The following is a 20707-nucleotide window of genomic DNA, read 5'->3' as shown; positions in this document are numbered from 1 at the left end:
GTCCCCTCGTTTGTTATCCGGCCGCACCCATTCGGTTCGTGATCCTGATCGCCTTCACGCGCGGTGCGAGCCGCTCGATCGGCACCCGGGCGACATCGCCGACCGCGACCGGGAGTTGCCGGATTCGTCGAACCCTGTTTCCGGTGAAGCGTACCCGTTGCGTCCCGCACCGATCCAATGAGTTATGCTGAACTGCGTTATAAGCCGCGCTCATATCACGAACATGGATCTCACCCTGCTCCGCGCATTCGCCGCGGTGGCCCGCGAAGGCAACCTGACCCGCGCCGCCGAGCAGCTGCACCTGACGCAGCCGGCCGTCAGCCTGCAGATCAAGCATCTGCAGGAGACGCTCGCCGTCACGCTGTTCGTGCGAACGTCCCGCGGGCTCGCGCTGACGCGCGACGGCCAGACGCTGCTGCCGCATGCCGAGCGTGCGCTCGCGGCCGCGGCCGACGTGCAGCGCGCCGCCGCCGCGCTGCGCCATGAAGTGCGCGGATGCCTGCGGATCGGCACGATCCTCGACCCTGGCTTCCTGCGCCTCGGCGGCTTCCTGCGCGCGCTCGTCGAATCCCACCCGCAGATCGAGACCGCGCTGCGGCACGGCATGTCAGGCTGGGTGCTCGATCAAGTGCGTGCGCAGGCGCTCGACGCCGGCTACTACATCGGCCGGCCCGGCGAGGATGATCCGCGCGACGGTGAGCTGTTTCATACCATCACGCTCACGCATTTCGAGTACCGCGTGCTCGCGCCGGCGGGCTGGCGGGAACGGGTGCAGCGCGCGCACGACTGGCGCGCGCTGGCGGCGCTGCCGTGGATCTGGACGCCGCCGGCGTCCGCGCATCACCGGCTGCTGTCGCGGCGCTTCGCCGACGCGCGCGTGCAACCGGTGAAGGTCGCGGAAGTCGATCAGGAACAGTCGATGCTCGATCTCGTCAAGTCGGGCATCGGCCTCACGCTCGCGCGCGATTCGACCGCGCTGGCCGAGGCGCATGCCCATGCGCTGACGATCGTCGAGCGCGTGACGGTGCCGACCGAACTGACGTTCGTGACGCTCGCCGCGCGGCGTGACGAGCCGGCCATCGCGGCCGCGCGGCGGCTGATCGACGCGCAATGGGCGAACTGACGGGCACACCGGACGGCTCAGCCGAACGGGCGGCCGCATGCGCGCGCGTGCGCCGTGCCCCCCGCGCGTGGGGTGATTCGTGACAATTCCCGCGACTCACCGTCGAGCCGCCGGCGCGGCCCCGCCCCGCGCTGGCCGGTTCGCGCGATATGAGCCACGCTGATGATGACAAAGTTGCGACGCTTCGCGTCACGCCCGCCGCTCAGGCCGCGCCCGGCGCGAGATGTGCGAGCGGCAGCGGCCCGTTGCGCTTGAAGGTCGTCAGCACGATGTTCGAGCGCACGCTGTCGACGCCCGGCACCCGCATCAGCTTCTTCATCACGAACGACGACAGCGCGTTCAGGTCGGGCGCGACGATGCGCAGCAGGTAATCGGCGTCGCCGACCACCGCATGACATTCCAGCACCTCGGGCAACACGTCGATCTGCTGCTGGAACTGCTCGATGATCGAATCGCCGTGGTGCTTGAGCTTCAGGCTGGTGAACGCGGTGACGCCAAGCCCGAGCTTTTCCGGCCGCAGCATCACCCGATAGCCCTCGATCACGCCCGCGGCCTCGAGACGCTGCAGCCGCCGGCCGATCTGCGACGGCGACAGCGGCACCTCCTCGCCGAGCTGCTGATGCGTCGCGCGGCCAGAGCGCTGCAGCACCTCCAGCAGCGCCAGATCGAAGTGATCGAGTTCCAACATGAGATTTCCCCGCATGAAATAGAATATTTGCGCGCAATTATCGCACCAAAACGACAATTACCAGAGACTTTGCGCCCAATCCGCGCCCCTGCCGCTCTACACTTGCATCGATCCCAACCGCTTCAACGTAGAGCCGCTCATGTCCACCGTCGTCACCGCGAAACTGCAGGAACAGTTCGACGCGGGTCTCGAAACCCGTGCCGATTTCACCATCGACCAGCCGCTCGCGCAGTACGGCCAGGTCGATCACGCGGTGTGGAACCAGCTCTACGCGCGCCAGTCGGCGCTGCTCAGGGGCCGCGCGTGCGACGCGTTCGTCGCCGGCCTCACGAAACTCCGGGTGGACGCGCACCGCGTGCCGGCCTTCGCCGACGTCAATCGCCAGCTCAAGCCGGCGACGGGCTGGGAGATCGTCGCGGTGCCGGGCCTCGTGCCCGATCGCGTGTTCTTCGAGCATCTGGCGAACCGGCGCTTTCCGGTCACCTGGTGGATGCGCCGCCCGGACCAGCTCGACTACCTGCAGGAGCCGGACTGCTTCCACGACCTGTTCGGCCACGTGCCGCTGCTGATCGACCCGGTGTTCGCCGACTACCTGCACGCGTACGGGCGCGCCGCGCTCACCGTCGCCGACGATCCGCAGGCGCTCACGCTGCTCGCGCGGCTCTACTGGTACACGGTCGAATTCGGACTGATCCGCGACGCGCGCCATGCGAGCGGCCTCGCGATCTACGGTGCCGGCATCGTCTCGAGCAAGGGTGAGAGCCTCTACTGTCTCGACAGCACCGCACCGAACCGGCTCGGCTTCGACCTGGAACGCGTGATGCGCACGAAGTACCGGATCGACACGTTCCAGAAGACCTACTTCGTGATCGACGATTTCGCGCAGTTGTTCGCGCTGGCCGACGTCGACGCGCGCGCGCTCGCCGATCGTCTGGCGGGCCTGCCCGAGCACCCGGCAGGCGCCGTGCTCGACACCGACCGCGTGCTGCATCGCGGCACGCGCGAAGGCTGGCCGACCGGCGCCGACGCCTGACACACAACTATGGAAGAATGATCGGTGCCAGTGCTGCGCGACACGCGCGGCGCCGTAGATACCGAACGAGGTGCACGATGATCCACAAGCTCACATCAGAAGAACGCAAGACCCGTCTCGACACGCTGCCGCAGTGGACGGCCGTGCCCGGCCGGGACGCGATCCAGCGCAGCCTGCGCTTCGCCGACTTCAACGAGGCATTCGGCTTCATGACGCGCGTCGCGATCAAGGCGCAGGAAATGAATCACCATCCGGAGTGGTTCAACGTCTACAACCGCGTCGACGTGACGCTGTCGACGCACGACGCCGACGGCCTGACCGAGCGCGACATCCAGCTCGCCCAATTCATCGACGCGGCCGCGAGCCACGCGAAACCCGCCTGAGAACGGCCGCGCGCCGATCGCGCGCGGCACGTCAACTTTTCATTTCGCTAAACGTTTTCTAGGATGAATGAAGCGAAAGCCTTCAGCTTTCCAAGCCATCCTTAAGGCGAACGTAAGCGTCCCATGCTTTCCGCGCCTTGGGGTCCAAACCTTCCAGTCCCACGGAGGTTTGGCGCTGTACAATCAGCAGCGCATACGGCTTGGAGAGCGCGCTAGCCTCTTCGCAGAGTTTGAGTTCGTCGCCGCTGGACGGCGAGCGGGCGCGCCAGAAATTGATCGCGGCTTCGAGGTCGTGGATCGAAATATCGGACATGGCTGGATTGGTTCGTTCGCTGGCCGCCTTGCTTGACGTCAGGCTTCGCGGCGTCCCTGTGGAAACGGCGTCGTGTTGTCCGCGTGCCTGAACCGCCAACCCATTGTACTTGAGCGACCCTCATGCGACTCCTTCTGATCGAAGACGACCGCCCCATCGCACGGGGTATCCAAAGCAGCCTCGAGCAGGCAGGCTTCACCGTCGACATGGTGCACGACGGCATTTTCGCCGAGCAGGCGCTCGCGCAGAACCGCCACGAGCTGGTGATCCTGGATCTCGGCCTGCCCGGCATCGACGGCATGACGCTGCTGACCCGTTTCCGCCAGACCAACCGCCACACGCCCGTCATCGTGCTGACCGCGCGCGACGAACTGAACGACCGGGTCCAGGGCCTGAACTCCGGCGCCGACGACTACATGCTCAAGCCGTTCGAGCCGGCCGAGCTGGAAGCGCGGATCCGCGCGGTGATGCGCCGCAGCGGCCCGCACAGCGACATGCCGCGTCCGGAGGTGTCGCTCGGTGGCGTGCGCCTGTCGGGCGTCGACCGCCGCATCTTCAACGACGACAAGCCGCTCGAGCTGTCGCCGCGCGAATTCGCGGTGCTCGAAATGCTGCTGCTGCGTCACGGCCGCGTCGTCAGCAAGGCGCAGCTGCAGGATCACCTGACGCACTTCGGCGGCGATCTCGGCGACACTGCGATCGAAGTCTACGTGCACCGCGTGCGCAAGAAGCTCGAGCAGTGCCGCGTCGAAATCGTCACGGTGCGCGGCTTCGGCTATCTGCTGCAGGAAATCCGCCAGACCGCGAGCGTCTGACGGCCCGGCGGGCGCGGGCCGTCCCCAAACGGGCCGTCCCCAAACGGGTCTCCCGGCCCGCGCCGCCACGTCACCGACCGCGCCGCCCGCATGAGCGGCGCTCTTTCCCTTTTTTCGCGCGATGTCTTCTGATCCGGCTGTGACCAGCCTGCGCCGCTCGCTGCTGCGGCGCCTCGCCGCGCCGCTGTCGATGCTCGCGCTGATGAGCGGCCTGATTGCCTACTGGCTCGCGTGGCAATACACGCAGCACGTGATCGACCGTTCGCTCGCCGATCTCGCGACCGCAATCTCCAGGCAGATCCAGATTGCCGGCCCCGACGCGCCGTTTACCGTGCCGCCGCTCGCGCAAGCGATGTTCTCCGACCCCGCCGAACAACTGATCTACCGGATCAGCGACGGCGAACAGGAGCTCGCCGGCGATCCGAAACTGCCGCTGCGCGGCACCAGCGTGCGGCGCATGCATTACGCGTACGTGTTCGAGGCGGAATACGACAACCGCGCGGTGCGGGTCGCGCAGGTGCGCGTCGAGGAAGTCGACGGCGGCAAGCCGATGGTCGTCGAGGTCGCGCAGCCGGTGCGGCACCGCTACCGGATCGCCGCTGAATTCCTCGTCGCGATCATGATGCCGCTGCTGCTGCTGCTGCTCGCCGGATGGGGCATCGTGTGGCGCGTCGTCAACCAGCAGCTCGGCCCGCTCACGCATCTGGCCGATTCGCTGAACAGGCAGACCCATACCTCGCTCGAACCGGTCGACGAAACCGATATCCCGCTCGAGATCCGGCCGCTCACGAGCGCGATGAACGCGCTGCTCGGCCGCCTGAAAACCGCGCTCGACGCGCAGCGCAAGTTCATCGCCGATGCCGCCCACCAGCTGCGTACGCCGCTGACCGCAGTGAAGCTGCATGCGGAACAGGCGGCAGTCGCGCGCGACCCGCAGCAGACGCTGGCCGCGGTGCGCGAGTTGCGCGCGGCGGCCGATCGCGCGGTGCGGCTGTCGAACCAGCTGCTGTCGCTGGCGCGCGCCGAGCCGGGCGAGCAGGCCGCGCGCTTCGTCGACGTCGATCTCGCAGCGCTCGCGTTCGAGACGGGCGCCGAATGGGTGCCGCGCGCGCTGGCCGCGCACGTCGACCTCGGGTTCCAGCGCAGCGACGATTCCGGCGACGATCCGCTCGTCGTGCGGGGCAACCCCGTGCTGCTGCGCGAGGTGATCGCTAACCTGCTCGACAATGCGTTGAAGTACGTGCCGCTCGCACGGCCGAAGGGCGCACGGATCACGGTGAACGTGTCGCGCGTGACGCTGGAATCGGGCGCGCCGGCGGCGGAAATCGTCGTCGAGGACAACGGCCCCGGCGTGCCGGCCAGCCAGCAGGCGGACCTGTTCAAGCGCTTCTTCCGCGGCGACGCGCAAAACGGCAATGGCGTCGAGACGGGCGCGGGCCTCGGCCTCGCGATCGTGCACGACATCCTCGCGATGCACGGCGGCAGCATCACCTATACGGATGCGGCCGAAGGCGGCTCGCGGTTCGTGGTGCGGGTGCCGCTCGCCGCGCCGGGCTCACAGCCGGCCAGCCCCGCGCCGGCGGCGGCATCGGCCCACTGACGGCACCGGACGTGCGGCGAGCCCCGCCGCGCGTCACTTCGCCTTTTTCTTGCCGTTCGGCGCGTCCTTCTTCTTTTTCTTCTTTTTCGATTCGTCGGACGCGGTCGCGAGCATCGTGCCGCGGCAGCGCTCCGTGCCGCAGTGGCATGCGTATTCGCGCTTGAGCTTCTTCGTCAGCGGCTCGTCGATCACGAGCCCGTAATCGTAGAACAACTCCTCTTCCGGCTCGATATCGCGCAGTGCGTGGACGAACACGCGCCCGTCGATTTCCTCGGCCTCGCAGTTCGGCGCGCACGAATGGTTGATCCAGCGCGCGCTGTTGCCCTTCACCTTGCCGTCGATCACGCCGCCTTCGTCGAGCGCGAAATAGAACGTGTGATTCGGCTGCTCGGGATCGTGCGGATGGCGCCGCAGCGCTTCCTTCCACGAGATTCGCTCGCCCTTGTATTCGATGACGCGCTCGCCAGCCTTGATCGGCGCCACGGCGAACACGCCCTTGCCGTGTATTCCCGAGCGGCGCACCGCGATCCTGCGTGAACTCATCGAACGAATCCTTGTGATGACGACTTGAAACCGGAAACGGCCGCGATCGCGGCCGCACTGCGCGCACGCGCCAAACGAAAACGCGGCGCCGTCGGGCGCCGCGCGTGGACATGCGACGAACCACCCGCATCCTACACGGTCGGGATTGCTTCGTTCAACATCGTGCGCGCCGCGCTCAACGCTGCCCGAACGAAATGTCGCCGAACAGCGACGCGTGCTCGCGCGGCTGCGAGCGCCAGTATTGCGGCGGCGCCGTCACCGACGCGCCGAGCTGCGCGGCCGCATGCCACGGCCAGCGCGGATCGTAGAGCATCGCGCGCGCCATCGCGACGCAATCGGCATCGCCGTCCGCGATCAGCCGGTTCGCGTGAACGGGATCGGTGATGAGGCCGACCGCGACCGTCGGCATGCCGACCGCGCGCCTGACCGCCTGCGCGAACGGCACCTGGTAGCCCGGCGACAGCGGGATCCTCTGCAACGGCGACACGCCGCCCGACGACACGTCGATCCAGTCGCAGCCACGGGCCTTCAGCGCATGCGCGAACGCGATCGTGTCGTCGAGCTCCCAGCCGCCTTCGACCCAGTCCGTCGCGGACACGCGCACGCCGACCGGACGGTCGTCCGGAAACGCCGCGCGCACGATCTCGAAGATCTCGAGCGGAAAACGCATCCGGTTCTCGCGCGAGCCGCCGTATTCGTCGTCGCGCCGGTTCGCGAGCGGCGACAGGAACTGATGCAGCAGATAGCCGTGCGCCGCATGCACTTCGAGCGCATCGATGCCGAGCCGCGCCGCGCGCTTCGCGGCTGCCTCGAACGCGCGGCGGATACGGTTCAGCCCCGGCGTGTCGAGCGCAAGCGGCGGCGTCTCGCCGTCCCGGTGCGGCAGCGCGGACGGCGCGTGCGGCAGCCACCCGCCGTCCGCCACCTCGATCAGCTGGCCGCCCTTCCACGGCACCGCGCTCGACGCCTTGCGCCCCGCGTGCGACAGCTGCATCGCGACCGGAACCGGTGAGTGGCGGCGAATCGCCGCGAGCACCGGTTCGAGCGCGGCCTCGGTGACGTCGTCCCACAAGCCGAGGTCGCCGTGCGTGATGCGCCCGTCCGGTTCGACCGCGGTCGCTTCGATGCACATGAGGCCGGCGCCGGACAGCGCGAGATGGCCGAGGTGAATCATGTGCCAGTCGGTGGCCTCACCCCGCTCGGCGGAGTACTGGCACATCGGGGAGATGACGATCCGGTTCGGCAGGGTCACGCCGCGCAGCGTGAGGGGAGAAAACAGCGCTGTCATGGGCCGCTCGCAAGGATGGGACGAAGGAGCGGTTGAGCGTAGCACGCGGGGGCGACCCGCGCAGGAAGCCTGCCGGGCAGTTACGGAACGCAGGGAAGCGCGATCAAAGCCCGACGCCGTCGAGCCACTCGGCGAACATGCGGCGCGCGGCCCGTTCCAGCGCGGGGCCGAACCGCGAGGTTTCGTCGCGCAATTGCCGGGCATCGACACCCGGCGTCGCGACGATCTCGCCGGCATTGCCGATCAGCCAGGGCTCGAAGCGATCCGCGCGGATTTCCGGATGGCACTGCAGCGCCAGCACGTGCTGCCCCCACGCGAACGCCTGGTTGCGGCATGCGGGCGTCGAGGCGAGATGGATGGCGCCGCCGGGCAGGTCGAACGTGTCGCCGTGCCAGTGCAGCATCGAGGTCGCCGCGCCGTCGAGGTGGCGCAGTGCCGACGCGCGGCCCGCGTCGGTGAGCGTGAGCGGGGCCCAGCCCAGCTCCTTGTGTGCGGCGGGATAGACCCGCGCGCCGAGCGCACGGGCAATGAACTGCGCGCCGAGGCAGATGCCGACGATCGGCAAGCCTGCATCGACCCGCTGCTTCACGAGCGCCGCGAGCGGCGCGACGCTCGGATACTGCGCGTCGTCGTATACGCTGACCGGCCCGCCGAGCACGACGAGCAGCGAAGGCGCGAGGACGTCGAGCACTTCGACCCGGGAGGCGCCGACGTCGACATACCGCACGCGTCGACCGCGCTCGCCGAGCACCTGCTCGAAACTGCCGAGATCCTCGAAATGCACGTGGCGGATCGCCACCACTTCAGCGTTCATCATCGGCCTCCCGGTCGATCGACGGACGTCACGTCACATTACGCTTGCGCGAAAATCTTCCAGATCTTCTTTTGCGTTGCTGCGTCGCCTTCTTCGTGCACCGAACAATCGAGGCGCAGATCGCTGTCGTTGAGCGTCAGCTCCAGCGCGGCGCAATAATGCGCGGGCTTCTTCACCGCCTTGGACGGCTGGAAGTGCGCGCACGTCAGGCACATGCGGTGCGGAGGAATGGTGCCTTCCATCTGAAGCTCGCGCAGCGTCTTCAGGAGTGCGCGGTAAAGCGCGCCCTGCTCGTCCGAGCCGAGCGAACCGACTGCGCGGGTCAGGAAGTCAGGCCACTGCAGCGCCTTCTTCGCGGCGCTGCGGCCGCGTGCGCTCAGACGCACCGCAAGCGCGCGGCCGTCGTCGAGCGCGCGGCGCTTTTCGACCAGGCCCTTGTTCTCCAGCGTGCTGACGGCGTCGCTCGTCGTGGCGGCCGTCAACTGGGTCTCGCGCGCGATCTCGCCGAGGCGCATCGGCCCCTTGCGTTGCAACAACAGCACGAGGATCTCGCCCTGCGTCGGCGTCAGGCCGGCGCCTTCCGCCCAATCCCATGCCTGGCTTCGCATGGCCGTACTCAACCGCAGGAGACTGTGGGTCACTCGTCCCGCAGCTTCGTTCCCGTAAACGCCTTCGCTCATAGTCTTTTCGCTTTGCCGCCGCCCTTGCATCGGAACGGCCATAGTGTGGAGATCGAATTTCTATCTCAAAAACGACGCGCTCAGCTAAGCGCGCCAGACGCGGCCGTCACGAGGCACACGCGGCGGTCGCTGCTGCGGCGATCGGCGCGTGACGCGGCGCCAACGTTCGCAACGCCGACATTCTAAGCGACAGCAGAAAATCGTACAGCTAAGTTATCCATTCAAATCTGTGGATAACGGCTGAACAACCAGCCAAATCGACTGTGCGCGGATTCCCGGCAGGCCCGAAGCGGGTCAGATGAAAATCATTTCGCCCCGTTCCTCGCGCTGTCATACAACCCTGATCCACATGGTTGTACACCCCGCACACCCTTGACTTTACAGGGGAATATCTTGTTATCCACAGGGTTTCGCCGGGATTGGCGGCGATTAGCGCGTTCGTATCGAGCAATCCGCGATAAAGCGAAACCCTTGTCGGTCGAGCCGTCTATTTGAAAAACATATTTTCATTCCCGCCAGCGTAAGCATTGCTGCCGGACGGTCTCGTTGAGCGATTTTTCCTGCTTGAACACGGTGCGCAGCCACGATGCGTCATTCACGCGCGCCTGCGCGAGCGCGCCGATCTCGTCGAGCGCGGCGCGCGAGCCGAGCGCCTCCGCGTGCGGGGCGATCCGGTCGATGGTGTCGAGAATGTCTTCCGCGATGGTGCGGCGCGCGCCCGTCTGCGGATTCACGCAGGTGCCCTCGAGCCCGAAGCGGCATGCCTCGAAGCGGTTGAACGTGTAGACGAGGTAATCGTCTTCGGACAGCGTGAGCGGCCGGTCGGTCAGCAGGTAGCGGGCGAGCGTCTGGATGTAGCAGGCGATCGCCGCCGCGCGGTCGACCGACAGCGGGGTGTCCATCACGCGCACCTCGATCGTGCCGAAGCCGGGCTTCGGCCGGATGTCCCAGTAGAAGTCCTTCATCGAATTGACGACGCCCGTGTTCACCATCTTCATGAAGTATTCCTCGAAGCCGCTCCAGGTCAGCACGTACGGCGCGCGGCCGGACAGCGGAAACGCGAACACCGAGTTCAGCCGCGCTGATTGAAAGCCCGTGTCGACGCCCTGCACGTACGGCGACGACGCCGACAGCGCGATGAAATGCGGAATGAAGCGCGACATCGAGTGCAGCAGGAACAGCGCGCTGTCCGGGTCCGGGCAACCGATATGCACGTGCTGGCCGAACACGGTGAACTGCTTCGCGAGGTAGCCGTACAGCTCGGAAATGTACTGGAAGCGCGGCGCGTCGAAGATCTGCCGTTCGCTCCACTGCTGGAACGCATGGGTGCCGCCGCCGCACAGCCCGACGTTGAGCTGGTCGGCCGCCTTGACGAGCACGTCGCGGATCGCGTGCAGCTCGCCGATCGCCTGCTCGTGCGTGTGGCAGATACCGGTCGACAGCTCGATCATGCTTTCGGTGATCTCCGGCGTGATGTTGCCCGGAAAGGTCTCGCCCTGAATCAGCCGCATCAGGTCGGATGCCGCTTTCGTCAGATCGTAGTTGTGCGTGTTGACGATCTGGATCTCCAGCTCGACGCCAAAGGTGAACGGCTCGGAATTGACGAATGTTTCGAGTGCCATGGCAGTGTCCGGGTAGCGGTGGCGCCGTGCGGCGCCGGTCAGTTGCTGTCGCGGCGCTCGTTCACCGCCGACAGGCATCGGTAGACGACGAACGGGCCGGCGAGCTGCAACACCACAATCGCGCACATCATCACCGCGCGCAGGTGGGGATCGAAATTCGGATATTGCTGGTAGGTGTCGTCGACGAGCAGGTAGGCCAGCGCGGACATCGGCGTGAGCGCGACCCCGAGCGCGACGCCCTGCCTGAGCTCGATGCCGCTCGGCTTCGCGAACGCGACGACGCCGGCAAGCTTCGCGACGAGCCGCGTGACGATCAGCGCGAACGCGAACAGGCCGCCCGTCGCGACGTCGCTCCACGAGAACGACGTGAGCGTCAGCACGAACAGCACCACGGTCAGCAGCCAGCCCGCGGTGCCGAAATGCTCGGGCCACAACTGCGGGCGCGCTTCGAGGTTCTTCACGATGATGCCGGCGAGCAGCAGCGTGAGCAGCGTCGACAGCTTCAGCGCCTGCGCGGCCGCGATCGCGATCATCACCAGGCCGAACAGCGCGACGAATGAATGCTCGTCGCGCATCGTCGCGGTCATGTGGCGGAACAGGTAGATGCAGGCGCGCGCGACCACGTACGCGACGATGAACGAGCCGGCCAGCAGGTAGAGCGGCTGCAGCACCGTCGCGAACACGTTGCCGTACGCTTCCTGGTGAAGCCAGCTCGTGACGAGCTTGGTCAGCACCACCGCGTACACGCTGTTGAGCGCGGTCAGCGTGATGAGCCGCTGCGACACCTGCCCTTCCGCGCGCAGTTCGGTCTTCAGCTGGATCACCATCGACGGTGAGGTCGCGATCGCGATCGCCGACACCACCAGCGCAACCATGCCCGACAGGCCGAGCCCGAGCAGCACGAACAGCACGAGCACGAAGGTGAGCGTCGCCTCGGCGAGACTCGACGCGATCAACCATGGATTGCGGCGAATCCAGCGCAGGTCGAGCCGGCTGCCCAGCTCGAACAGCAGCAGGCCGAGTGCGACGTCGATCAGCAGGCGAGAGGTTTCGTCGGTGCGCGCATTGATCACACCGAAACCGAACGTGCCGGCGATCAGGCCGATCACCGCGTAGCCGGTGATGCGCGGCAGACGCCACGCGCGATAACACAGCTCGCCGCACAGGCCCGCGGCGAACAGCACGAGCCCGGCCCAGAACACGGCATCCGGCGTGAGCGGCCAGCTTGGCAGAAATGAGAACGCCGACTTCATCGTGGTGACTTCTCCTTTGGAAGCAACCGCCAGCGACGCGGGGTCATGCGTAAAGGATAAGGCGCGCGCTAGCCGAAGGTCGCCCCGAATGTGATTGTTGTGTACGACAGCAAGACATGGGAACCGCCTGCTCCGCCGTCCGGCGGTCGAGTCGTCCAGGGTGCCGATCTGGATTGTCGGCGTGGTGTGTGAAGGGACTGCGCGACTTCGAAGATTCAGATTCGAAATCTCGCGCACCGTTCCGTTGATGCTTGCCTGGCGCAGTGCCGCACAGGCGGGAAGAAAGCCGATTGTGCCACAGGTGTTCGGGACAGGACCCGTTCGACTGGCCAATCAGCCGGCCCCCGAGGCCGGGTGGCCTTTTGATTCAATGGTTTACCTGTATGTATACGTAGTAGAAGTTAACAAGGGCCACACAGCACAGTGGATAACTGTGGTTTACGCCGACGATTCAATGCGTTGTCGAACGCACAACCGCTTGCACAGGCTGTGTGGGCACAGCGGGTTGCGATGAGCAACTTTTCCCCCGTTTCACAGCTGTGCGGAGTTACCCAGAATACGTCCACTGTGATTGCACAGGGAGCGCGCACCGATTCAGCACGGTTATCCACAGACTGGCGTGGACAACTGTGCTGTGCTCTGTGCGGCAATGGTGAGAAAGGTCAGTTGGGGGTGCTCACCCGTCTCGCGCGCAATGCGCGGATCAGGAAGCGGGCGGGATCGACGGCTTCGGCGAGTTCGCGATCGAGCGGCCATGGCTCGCCTTCGAGTTGCGACGCGATCAGTTCGGCGCCGAGCGCCGCCCATACGAGACCGCGCGAGCCATAGCCGAACGCGCCGAACAGGCCGCCGGTGCGCGGCAGATCGCGCGCCTTCGCACCGCTGAACGCCGCCGCGCGGGCAATCGTCTGCGCTTCGTCGGCGAGCGGGCCGATCATCGGCAGCCGGTCGCTCGTCACCCAGCGGAACGCCACGCGGCCGGCGAGTGCATCGACGTCGCGCACGTCGCCGATGAGGCCGGGCACCAGGCGCCCGACGCGCTCGAGGTTCTCCCGATGACCGGCGGGCCGAAGCGCCGGATCGACGTCGTCGGGCTCGAACGTTGCGCCGACGAGCAGTGTGCCGTCGGCGAGTGGCACCGCGTAACCGTCGCCGATCACGGGACAGTCGAGCGGCGCGCTGGTGCCGGGCGGCAGCAGCGTGAGCTGGCCGCGCACCGGCTGCAGCGGTGCGTGCCGCAGGTTCGCGAGCCGCACCGCATCGCCGGCGTTCGCGAGCACGACGGCCGCGGCTTCGGCGAGCGTGCGGCCGTCGGCGTCGAGCGCGCGCCAGCCTTCGCCGTGCCGTTCGAGCCGCGCGACTTCGGTGCCTGTCAGCTGCCGCACGCGCGCACCGGCCGCCGCGCATTGCGCGGCCGACAACGCGGCAGGCTGCACCGCTCCGCCATGCGGAAACAGCAGGCCGCCGTGCGCGACCGCGAGCTTCAGGCGCGCGCGCGCGTCGTTCGCGCTCAGCAGGCACGCATAGTCGGGCGGCACGCCGAGCGCGTCGAAGGCCGCGCGCATCCGCTCGAAATCCGCATCCGATTCCGCGAGGTGGATCATGCCGCGCGTGCTGCGCCCGAACGCGTGGCCCGCCTGCTCGAGCGCGCGCCAGCGTGCGAGCGCATGCAGGAAGCCGGCCCGCGTGAGCCGGCTCGCGACGTTGTCGTCGCGCGTCATCAACGGATGAAACACGCCGGCGGGATTGCCCGACGCTTCGGTCGCGATCCGGTCACGGCGCTCGATCAGCGTGACGTCCCAGCCGCGCGCGGCGAGCCGCTCGACGACCGCGCAGCCGGCCATGCCCGCGCCGATCACGATCGCGCTGCGGGTGGCGGCCGGCAGCGCGCGTGGCGGTTCGTGACGGCGCATGCGCCAGCGCGGCGCGAATTCGCCGACCAGCATCGCGCGCTTGTCCGCGAATCCGTCGACTTTCCGGGACGCGAAGCCCGCTTCTTCGAGCGCGTGCTTGACGGCGCCCGAGCTGGAATACGTCGCGAACGTCGCGTGATCGTCGGCGAGCCGCGCGAGCGCGCGAAACACGTCGGGCGACCACATGTCCGCGTTTTTCGACGGCGCGAAGCCATCGAGATAGAACGCATCGGCGCGCAGCACGAGCTTCGGCAGCATCGCGAGGGCGTCGCCGAACACGAGCGTCAGCACGACACGTCCCCCGTCGAATTCGAGACGGTGCAGGCCGGGCACGAGCATCGGCCATGCGTCGGCGAGTGCATCGACGTCGGCCGATATGGTTGTATTGGCAACGAAGTGCGAAGCGGCCCGGCGCAGGTCCTCGCGTGCGAACGGGTGCTTCTCGACGGAGACGAAGTGCAGCCGCTCGCAGCGCGCGGGATCGTCGCGCCATGCGGACCACGTCGCAAGGAAGTTGCAGCCGGTGCCGAAGCCGGTCTCGACGATGGTGAACGTGCGCCTGCCCTGCCAGCGGCCGGGCAGGCCGTTGCCCTGCACGAACACGTGAGTCGCCTGCGCGAGCGCGCCGGCGGCGCTGTGATAGATGTCGCCGTAGGCGGGCGAAACGAGCGTGCCGTCGTCGCCGAAGGCGAGCGTGGCGGGTACGAGTCGGTCTGGCATGCGAAACAAAAAACGTGGCGGCCAAGCGTGACAAGGCGTTGCGCGGCCCCGCCCGGCCAGCCGTTGGAAAAAACCAACGGCCGGTCGCGCGGGGGAATTCGGCTGCGTATCCTGTCCGGTTGCCGCGGATCAAAAAAACGGGTAGTCGGCGCTGCGGTCGGCGACTACCCGGCTAAATTCTTTGAAACCCTTGCCGTTATTGGGTTTGCGCTGCGCTATCATAGCAACCGCCGCACCGCGGGGCGGTTGTCCGGGATTCCGGACGGCCGCTCGCGTGGGCCAGGATTCGGCGCTGTACCGTCGGCTTCAACTATCGACGGCACGGTTCGCGCACGTATAATCGGCGCGTTCGCGCTGTCCGTGTCAACCTAACCTGAAAAAGGAACCTTTTAATGAACAAACAGGAACTGATCGACGCCGTCGCCGCTGAGACGGGCGCCAGCAAGGCTCAAACCGGCGAAACGCTGGACACGCTTCTCGAAGTCATCAAGAAGGCAGTGTCGAAGGGTGACGCGGTTCAGTTGATCGGCTTCGGCAGCTTCGGTTCGGGCAAGCGCGCAGCGCGCACCGGCCGCAACCCGAAGACCGGGGAAACGATCAAGATCCCGGCAGCCAAGACGGTCAAGTTCACGGCTGGCAAGGCATTCAAGGATGCCGTCAACAAGCGTTAAGTTCAGCGCCTGTTCATGAAAAAACCCGCCATTTTGGCGGGTTTTTTTATTACGGACGATGCAGGATCTGCGCGTCGCCGTGCTCATCGTCGTCGTGCTCGTCGACATCCCATGCGGGGAACGGATCGTCGAATGCCGCCCACCCCGCTTCGCCGAGCGCCAACTCGGCGTCGGTCAGCAGGCACGCGTCGAGCTTTGCGCGCCAGGCCGCCGCGTCGAGATCGACACCGATCAGCACCAGTTCCTGACGGCGATCGCCGATCGACGCATCGTCGAATTCGCCGTGCCAGTCCGCGCGGATCTCGTCGAGCAGCTCGCCGTCGTCCGGCCATTCGGCACGATCCTGCGCCGCCCACCATGAGCCGGCCGGCCCGTGCCGGCAGACGCCGCCCGCCTGCGACAGCGAACCCGCGATGCCGTTGCGCGTCGCGAGCCAGAAAAAGCCCTTGCTGCGCAGCACGCCCGGCCATTCCTGATGCAGCAGCGCCCACAGCCGCGCCGGATGGAACGGACGGCGCGCGCGGTAGACGAAATTGCCGATCCCGTATTCGTCCGCCTCGCTGTGGACGTGCGGATGCGCGTCGTCGTGCGCATGCTCGAGCGACGCGAGCCAGCCCGGCGCGCTCGCCGCGGCGTCGAAATCGAAGCGACCCGTGTGCAGCACCTCGCCGAGCGGCACGTCGCCGAACGTCGCGACGACCTGGTGCGCGCGCGGATTCAGCCGCGCGAGGATGTGCTGCAGGCGCGCGAGCGCGTCCGCGCCGACGAGGTCGGCCTTGTTGATCACCAGCACGTCGCAGAACTCGATCTGTTCGATCAGCAGCTCGACGAGCGTGCGGTCATCCTCGTCGGTCGCGGCGATGCCGCGCTCGGCGAGCGCGTCGTCCGAGCCGTAGTCGCGCAGGAAATTGAACGCGTCGACGACCGTGACGAGCGTGTCGAGACGGGCGAGCTCGGCGAGCGACGTGCCGTCTTCGTCGACGAACGTGAAGGTTTCGGCGATCGGCATCGGCTCGGCGATCCCGGTCGACTCGATCAGGATCGCGTCGAAGCGGCCGTCCTCGGCGAGCCGGCGGATCTCGACGAGCAGGTCGTCGCGCAGCGTGCAGCAGATGCAGCCGTTCGACATCTCGACGAGGCGTTCCTCGACATGCGACAGCGCCTGCGCGTCGCGCACGAGCGACGCGTCGATGTTGACCGCCGCGAGATCGTTGACGATCACGGCGACCTTCAGGCCCGCGCGGTTCGCGAGGATATGGTTGAGCAGCGTGGTCTTGCCGGCGCCGAGAAAGCCGGACAGCACGGTGACGGGCAACGGCTGGTTCATTGCGGTTCGCACCAACAGAAAGAATGAAAAGCGGCCGCGGCGCTGCCGAATCGGGGCGCGATCGGCACGGGGCCGGGCGCGGGGCAAAGCTGCGGCGTGAGCCCGCATTGTGCATCAAACACGCGCTCGCCGGCCTGAGCGGCGTCACGCATGAGCGTGAACAGCGGCCCCGAGCGGCGTCAGGCGCGCGGTGCGGGACGGGTCACCGCGGCTGCGGCAGCAGTTTCCATTGCGCGAGGATCGCGGCGATCTGCTTCGCGTACGTGTCGCGCAACGCGGGCGTTTCGGAGTGATACGCGCCGACCGCCTGCCAGGTGTTGCCGTACCGGTCCATCTTCTGGCGCAGGTGCCAGGCGGCGATGTAGACGCTCTTGCACGGCTCCATCAGCGTGTCGCGGCCGATGCCGTAACGCGACAGCGCGGGCAGATGCACAGAGTTGATCTGCATCAGGCCGTAGTCGGTCGAGCCGTTCAGGTTGCGGTTCAGCGCGTCCGGCCGGTTGCGCGACTCCTGCCACGCGATCGCGCGCAGGATCAGCGGATTGACCTTCTGGTACTTCGCGGCCTCGTCGAAGCAGTCGGCGCGCGCATTCGCGCAGGCGAGCCATGCGCCGGCGGCGATTATCGCGATCGAACCGAGCCGTCGTCTCATCGGGTCAGGGGGCCGGGAGTAAACCGGGGGCGGGAAAACCCGTGTCCGGAATTCGCGCGCTGTGCGCGTCCTCGCTCGTATCATACCGGCAGGGAGTCCCGTGACGACAGGTATTGCTCCGGATTGCGGGTAATTACGGCTTGCCGGTTATACCGCATTTCCGTGTCAATTCATCTTGAATTGAAGCATCGAAGCAGTGCAGCGGGTGCCACGCGGCGGGCGCGCTTACATCCGGCATACGCACGGCGAAATGAAGGTGGCAAGTGAGGCAGTCTTCGGCTCGTCGAGATACTACGGACATGAAAAACTGCTAATGTCGTGATTAGCAGAATTGGATCCAGGCAACATCGCCGGATGCGGTCAGAGCCGGCATCGACCCATTCATCCATGACAAGAATACACTTCGCAATGCGTCGAATCGCGACGGCTGTCGTCGTTGCCGGCATCGTCGTCGCGCAGGCCGCCCACGCGCAGGTCACGCTCAACTTCGTCAACGCGGACATCGACCAGGTTGCCCGCGCGATCGGCGCCGCGACCGGCAAGACCATCATCGTCGATCCGCGCGTCAAGGGGCAGCTCAATCTCGTCGCCGAACACCCGGTGCCGGAAGACCAGGCATTGAAGACGCTGCAGTCGGCGCTGCGGATGCAGGGCTTCTCGCTCGTACAGGATCACGGCGTGCTGAAGGTCGTGCCCGAGGCCGACGCGAAGCTGCAGGGCGTGCCCACCTACATCGGCAATGCGCCGCAGGCGCGCGGCGACCAGATCGTCACGCAGGTGTTCGAGCTGCGCCACGAATCGGCGAACAACCTGCTGCCGGTGCTGCGTCCGCTGATCTCGCCGAACAACACTGTCGCCGCGTATCCGGCCAACAACACGATCGTCGTCACCGACTACGCGGACAACGTGCGCCGCATCGCGCAGATCATCGCCGGCGTCGACAACGCGGCCGGCGCGCAGGTGCTGATCGTGCCGCTCAGGAATGCGAACGCGCTCGACGCGGCCTCGCAATTGTCGAAGCTGCTCGACCCGGGCGCGATCGGCAACAGCGACGCGACGCTCAAGGTGTCGGTGACGGCCGATCCGCGCACCAATGCACTGCTGTTGCGCGCGTCGAACGCGTCGCGCCTCGCGGCCGCGAAGCGGCTCGCGCAGCAACTCGACGCGCCGACCAATCAGCCCGGCAACATGCACGTCGTGCTGCTGCGCAACGCCGACGCGGTGAAGCTCGCGAAGACGCTGCGCGGCATGCTCGGCAAGACCGGCGAAGCCGGCGCGTCGGCCACCTCGAACGAAGCGAACGCGTTCAACCAGGGCGGCGGCGCAACCGGCAGCTTCTCGACCGGCACCGCGGGCACCCCGCCGCTGCCGTCGTCGATGAGCGGCTCGTCGTCTTCGTCGTACGGCGGCGGCTCGACGGGCGGCGGACTCGGCACCGGCGGGCTGCTTGGCGGCGACAAGGACAAGGGCGACGACAACCAGCCGGGCGGCATGATCCAGGCCGACGCGGCGACCAACTCGCTGATCATCACCGCGTCGGATCTGGTGTACCGCAATCTGCGCACGGTGATCGACCAGCTCGACGCGCGTCGCGCGCAGGTCTACATCGAGGCGCTGATCGTCGAACTGAACTCGACGACGGCCGGCAACCTCGGCATCCAGTGGCAGGTCGCGAACGGCAACCTGCTGGCCGGCACGAACCTCGCGAGCGCAGCGGGCAGCGTGGCCGGCAGCAATATCCTGCCGCTGTCGGCGGCGGTCGCGTCCGGCGGCCAGGCGGGCCTCCTCGGCCTGTCGCAGAACCTCACCCAGGGCCTCAATATCGGCTGGCTGAGCAACATGTTCGGCGTGCAGGGGCTCGGCGCGCTGCTGCAGTATTTCGCGGGCGTCAGCGACGCGAACGTGCTGTCGACGCCAAACCTCATCACGCTCGACAACGAGGAGGCGAAGATCGTCGTCGGCCAGAACGTGCCGATCGCGACGGGTTCGTACTCGAACCTGACGAGCGGCACCACGAACGCCGCGTTCAACACCTACGACCGCCGCGACGTCGGCCTCACGCTGCACGTGAAGCCGCAGATCACCGACGGCGGGATCCTGAAGCTGCAGTTGTATACCGAGGATTCGTCGGTCGTGAGCGGGACCTCGAACACGACGACCAACCCGGCGGGCCCGACCTTCAACAAGCGTTCGATCCAGTCGACGGTGCTCGCGGACAACGGCGAGATCATCGTGCTCGGCGGGCTGATGCAGGACAACTACCAGGTGTCGAACAGCAAGGTGCCGCTCCTCGGCGACATCCCGTGGCTCGGCCAGCTGTTCCGCTCGGAAACCAAGCAGCGGCAGAAGACCAACCTGATGGTGTTCCTGCGCCCGGTGATCATCAACGACCGCGACACCGCACAGGCGATTTCGGCGAACCGTTACGACTACATCCAGGGCGTGACGGGCGCGTATCGATCGGACAACAACGTGATCCGCGACAAGGACGATCCGGTTGTGCCGCCGATGCCGCTCGGCCCGAGCCAGGGCGGTTCGACGCTGAACCTGTTCGACCTCTCGAAGATGCGCCGCGAACAGCCGGCCGCGCCCCAGCAGCCCGCGCAGCCGCAATCGCAGCAACCACAACCACAACCGCTGCAACCGCAGCCGCCGGCCGCGCAACCGCAGAGCGCCCCGCGGCAGCCGGTGGTGTCGCCGCCGCTGACGGCCACGCCGGGAGCGCCGCAGTGACCGGCGTGCCTGCGCCCACCCGCGACGACGCGCCGGCCGAGCGCCAGGCGCCGTCGCCCGTCGCCGCGCGCCTGCTGCCCTACGGCTTCGCGAAGAACGGGCAGGTCCTCGTCGCGCACCAGCACGACGACACGCTCGAGGTGTGGATCAGCGAGCGCACGAGCGAGGCCGCGCTTGCCGAGGTCGCGCGCAATTTCGGCGCGGTCGCCGTGCATCGCGTGCCGGCCGACGAGCTCGCGCTGGCGATCAACCAGGCCTATGCGCGCCAGGACGGCAGCGCGGCGCAGGTGGTCGGCGAGGTCGAGGGCGAAGTCGACTTGTCGCGGCTGATGCAGGACATTCCCGAAGTCGAGGACCTGCTCGAATCGGAAGACGACGCGCCGATCATCCGGATGATCAACGCGCTGCTCACGCAGGCGGCCCGCGAGCAGGCATCGGACATCCACATCGAGCCGTTCGAGAACGCGTCGGTCGTGCGTTTTCGCGTCGACGGCACGCTGCGCGACGTCGTGCGCCCGAAGAAGGCGCTGCACGGC

19 protein-coding genes are annotated in these 20707 nt (G+C 67.2%); 8 read left to right on the top strand and 11 right to left on the bottom strand.

Going from position 1 to position 20707, the window contains the following annotated elements; translation table 11 throughout:
- The first annotated feature begins 223 nt into the window (after positions 1–223).
- On the top strand, positions 224–1123 hold the full coding sequence (locus tag LIG30_RS02540; protein WP_038709392.1) for a LysR family transcriptional regulator: 900 nt from the start codon (positions 224–226) through the stop codon (positions 1121–1123).
- Positions 1124–1325: 202 nt separating this feature from the next.
- Here the strand turns inward: LIG30_RS02540 and LIG30_RS02535 are convergent, their stop codons facing one another.
- Positions 1326–1811 (bottom strand): Lrp/AsnC family transcriptional regulator, encoded by a 486-nt coding sequence (locus LIG30_RS02535; RefSeq protein ID WP_038709390.1) that lies wholly within the window; start codon positions 1809–1811, stop codon positions 1326–1328.
- Positions 1812–1950: 139 nt separating this feature from the next.
- Between LIG30_RS02535 and phhA the strand changes: the two genes are divergently transcribed.
- Positions 1951–2844 carry a phenylalanine 4-monooxygenase gene (gene phhA, locus LIG30_RS02530; protein WP_038709389.1) on the top strand — a complete coding sequence of 298 codons (894 nt, stop codon included), beginning with the start codon at positions 1951–1953 and terminating at the stop codon, positions 2842–2844.
- Positions 2845–2861: 17 nt separating this feature from the next.
- A complete protein-coding gene (locus tag LIG30_RS02525) occupies positions 2862–3227 on the top strand; it encodes a 4a-hydroxytetrahydrobiopterin dehydratase (RefSeq protein ID WP_083493866.1) in 366 nt (121 codons plus the stop codon).
- A gap of 82 nt (positions 3228–3309) precedes the next feature.
- On the opposite strand, the gene LIG30_RS02520 is transcribed toward LIG30_RS02525, so the two are convergent.
- Positions 3310–3540, bottom strand: coding sequence for a DUF3717 domain-containing protein (locus tag LIG30_RS02520; protein WP_038709386.1), 231 nt, complete (start codon positions 3538–3540; stop codon positions 3310–3312).
- A gap of 122 nt (positions 3541–3662) precedes the next feature.
- On the opposite strand from LIG30_RS02520, the gene LIG30_RS02515 reads away from it, so the two are divergent.
- Both LIG30_RS02515 and LIG30_RS02510 read left to right on the top strand, forming a co-directional pair.
- Positions 3663–4355 (top strand): response regulator, encoded by a 693-nt coding sequence (locus tag LIG30_RS02515; protein WP_038709385.1) that lies wholly within the window; start codon positions 3663–3665, stop codon positions 4353–4355.
- A 121-nt stretch (positions 4356–4476) separates the two neighbouring features.
- Positions 4477–5955, top strand: a complete 1479-nt coding sequence (locus LIG30_RS02510) for a sensor histidine kinase (RefSeq protein ID WP_038709384.1) — start codon at positions 4477–4479, stop codon at positions 5953–5955.
- A gap of 33 nt (positions 5956–5988) precedes the next feature.
- On the opposite strand, the gene LIG30_RS02505 is transcribed toward LIG30_RS02510, so the two are convergent.
- From LIG30_RS02505 to mnmC, 7 genes are all read right to left on the bottom strand, one after another.
- A complete protein-coding gene (locus tag LIG30_RS02505) occupies positions 5989–6498 on the bottom strand; it encodes an SET domain-containing protein (RefSeq protein WP_038709383.1) in 510 nt (169 codons plus the stop codon).
- A 175-nt stretch (positions 6499–6673) separates the two neighbouring features.
- Positions 6674–7786, bottom strand: a complete 1113-nt coding sequence (locus LIG30_RS02500) for an NADH:flavin oxidoreductase/NADH oxidase (protein ID WP_038709381.1) — start codon at positions 7784–7786, stop codon at positions 6674–6676.
- Positions 7787–7889: 103 nt separating this feature from the next.
- Positions 7890–8600, bottom strand: coding sequence for a glutamine amidotransferase (locus LIG30_RS02495; protein WP_038709403.1), 711 nt, complete (start codon positions 8598–8600; stop codon positions 7890–7892).
- A gap of 38 nt (positions 8601–8638) precedes the next feature.
- The gene (locus tag LIG30_RS02490) at positions 8639–9280 is read right to left on the bottom strand and encodes a MarR family winged helix-turn-helix transcriptional regulator (protein ID WP_038709401.1); all 642 of its coding nucleotides are present in this window, start codon (positions 9278–9280) and stop codon (positions 8639–8641) included.
- 506 nt (positions 9281–9786) lie between these two features.
- On the bottom strand, positions 9787–10902 hold the full coding sequence (locus tag LIG30_RS02485) for a YbdK family carboxylate-amine ligase (RefSeq protein WP_038709379.1): 1116 nt from the start codon (positions 10900–10902) through the stop codon (positions 9787–9789).
- Between the two features lie 38 nt (positions 10903–10940).
- Positions 10941–12155 (bottom strand): cation:proton antiporter, encoded by a 1215-nt coding sequence (locus LIG30_RS02480; RefSeq protein ID WP_038709378.1) that lies wholly within the window; start codon positions 12153–12155, stop codon positions 10941–10943.
- Positions 12156–12817: 662 nt separating this feature from the next.
- Positions 12818–14788, bottom strand: coding sequence for a bifunctional tRNA (5-methylaminomethyl-2-thiouridine)(34)-methyltransferase MnmD/FAD-dependent 5-carboxymethylaminomethyl-2-thiouridine(34) oxidoreductase MnmC (mnmC, locus tag LIG30_RS02475; RefSeq protein ID WP_038709377.1), 1971 nt, complete (start codon positions 14786–14788; stop codon positions 12818–12820).
- A gap of 392 nt (positions 14789–15180) precedes the next feature.
- Between mnmC and LIG30_RS02470 the strand changes: the two genes are divergently transcribed.
- Positions 15181–15459, top strand: coding sequence for an HU family DNA-binding protein (locus LIG30_RS02470; protein ID WP_038709375.1), 279 nt, complete (start codon positions 15181–15183; stop codon positions 15457–15459).
- A gap of 49 nt (positions 15460–15508) precedes the next feature.
- Here the strand turns inward: LIG30_RS02470 and LIG30_RS02465 are convergent, their stop codons facing one another.
- Together LIG30_RS02465 and LIG30_RS02460 are read right to left on the bottom strand one after the other, a co-directional pair.
- Entirely contained in the window at positions 15509–16786 is a 1278-nt protein-coding gene (locus tag LIG30_RS02465) for a GTP-binding protein (protein ID WP_038709373.1), read from the bottom strand.
- A 202-nt stretch (positions 16787–16988) separates the two neighbouring features.
- A complete protein-coding gene (locus LIG30_RS02460; protein WP_038709372.1) occupies positions 16989–17438 on the bottom strand; it encodes a lytic transglycosylase domain-containing protein in 450 nt (149 codons plus the stop codon).
- Positions 17439–17825: 387 nt separating this feature from the next.
- Between LIG30_RS02460 and gspD the strand changes: the two genes are divergently transcribed.
- On the top strand, positions 17826–20171 hold the full coding sequence (gene gspD, locus LIG30_RS02455) for a type II secretion system secretin GspD (protein ID WP_038709370.1): 2346 nt from the start codon (positions 17826–17828) through the stop codon (positions 20169–20171).
- On the top strand, positions 20168–20707 hold a 540-nt coding region (locus tag LIG30_RS02450; RefSeq protein ID WP_038709368.1), incomplete at its 3' end, for an ATPase, T2SS/T4P/T4SS family. The genes gspD and LIG30_RS02450, both read left to right, overlap by 4 nt.

The organism is Burkholderia sp. lig30 (assembly GCF_000687455.2).
Lineage (GTDB): Bacteria > Pseudomonadota > Gammaproteobacteria > Burkholderiales > Burkholderiaceae > Burkholderia.
The sequence above is the reverse complement of the archived record's forward strand: the minus strand, read 5'-3'. Positions and strand labels throughout refer to the sequence as shown.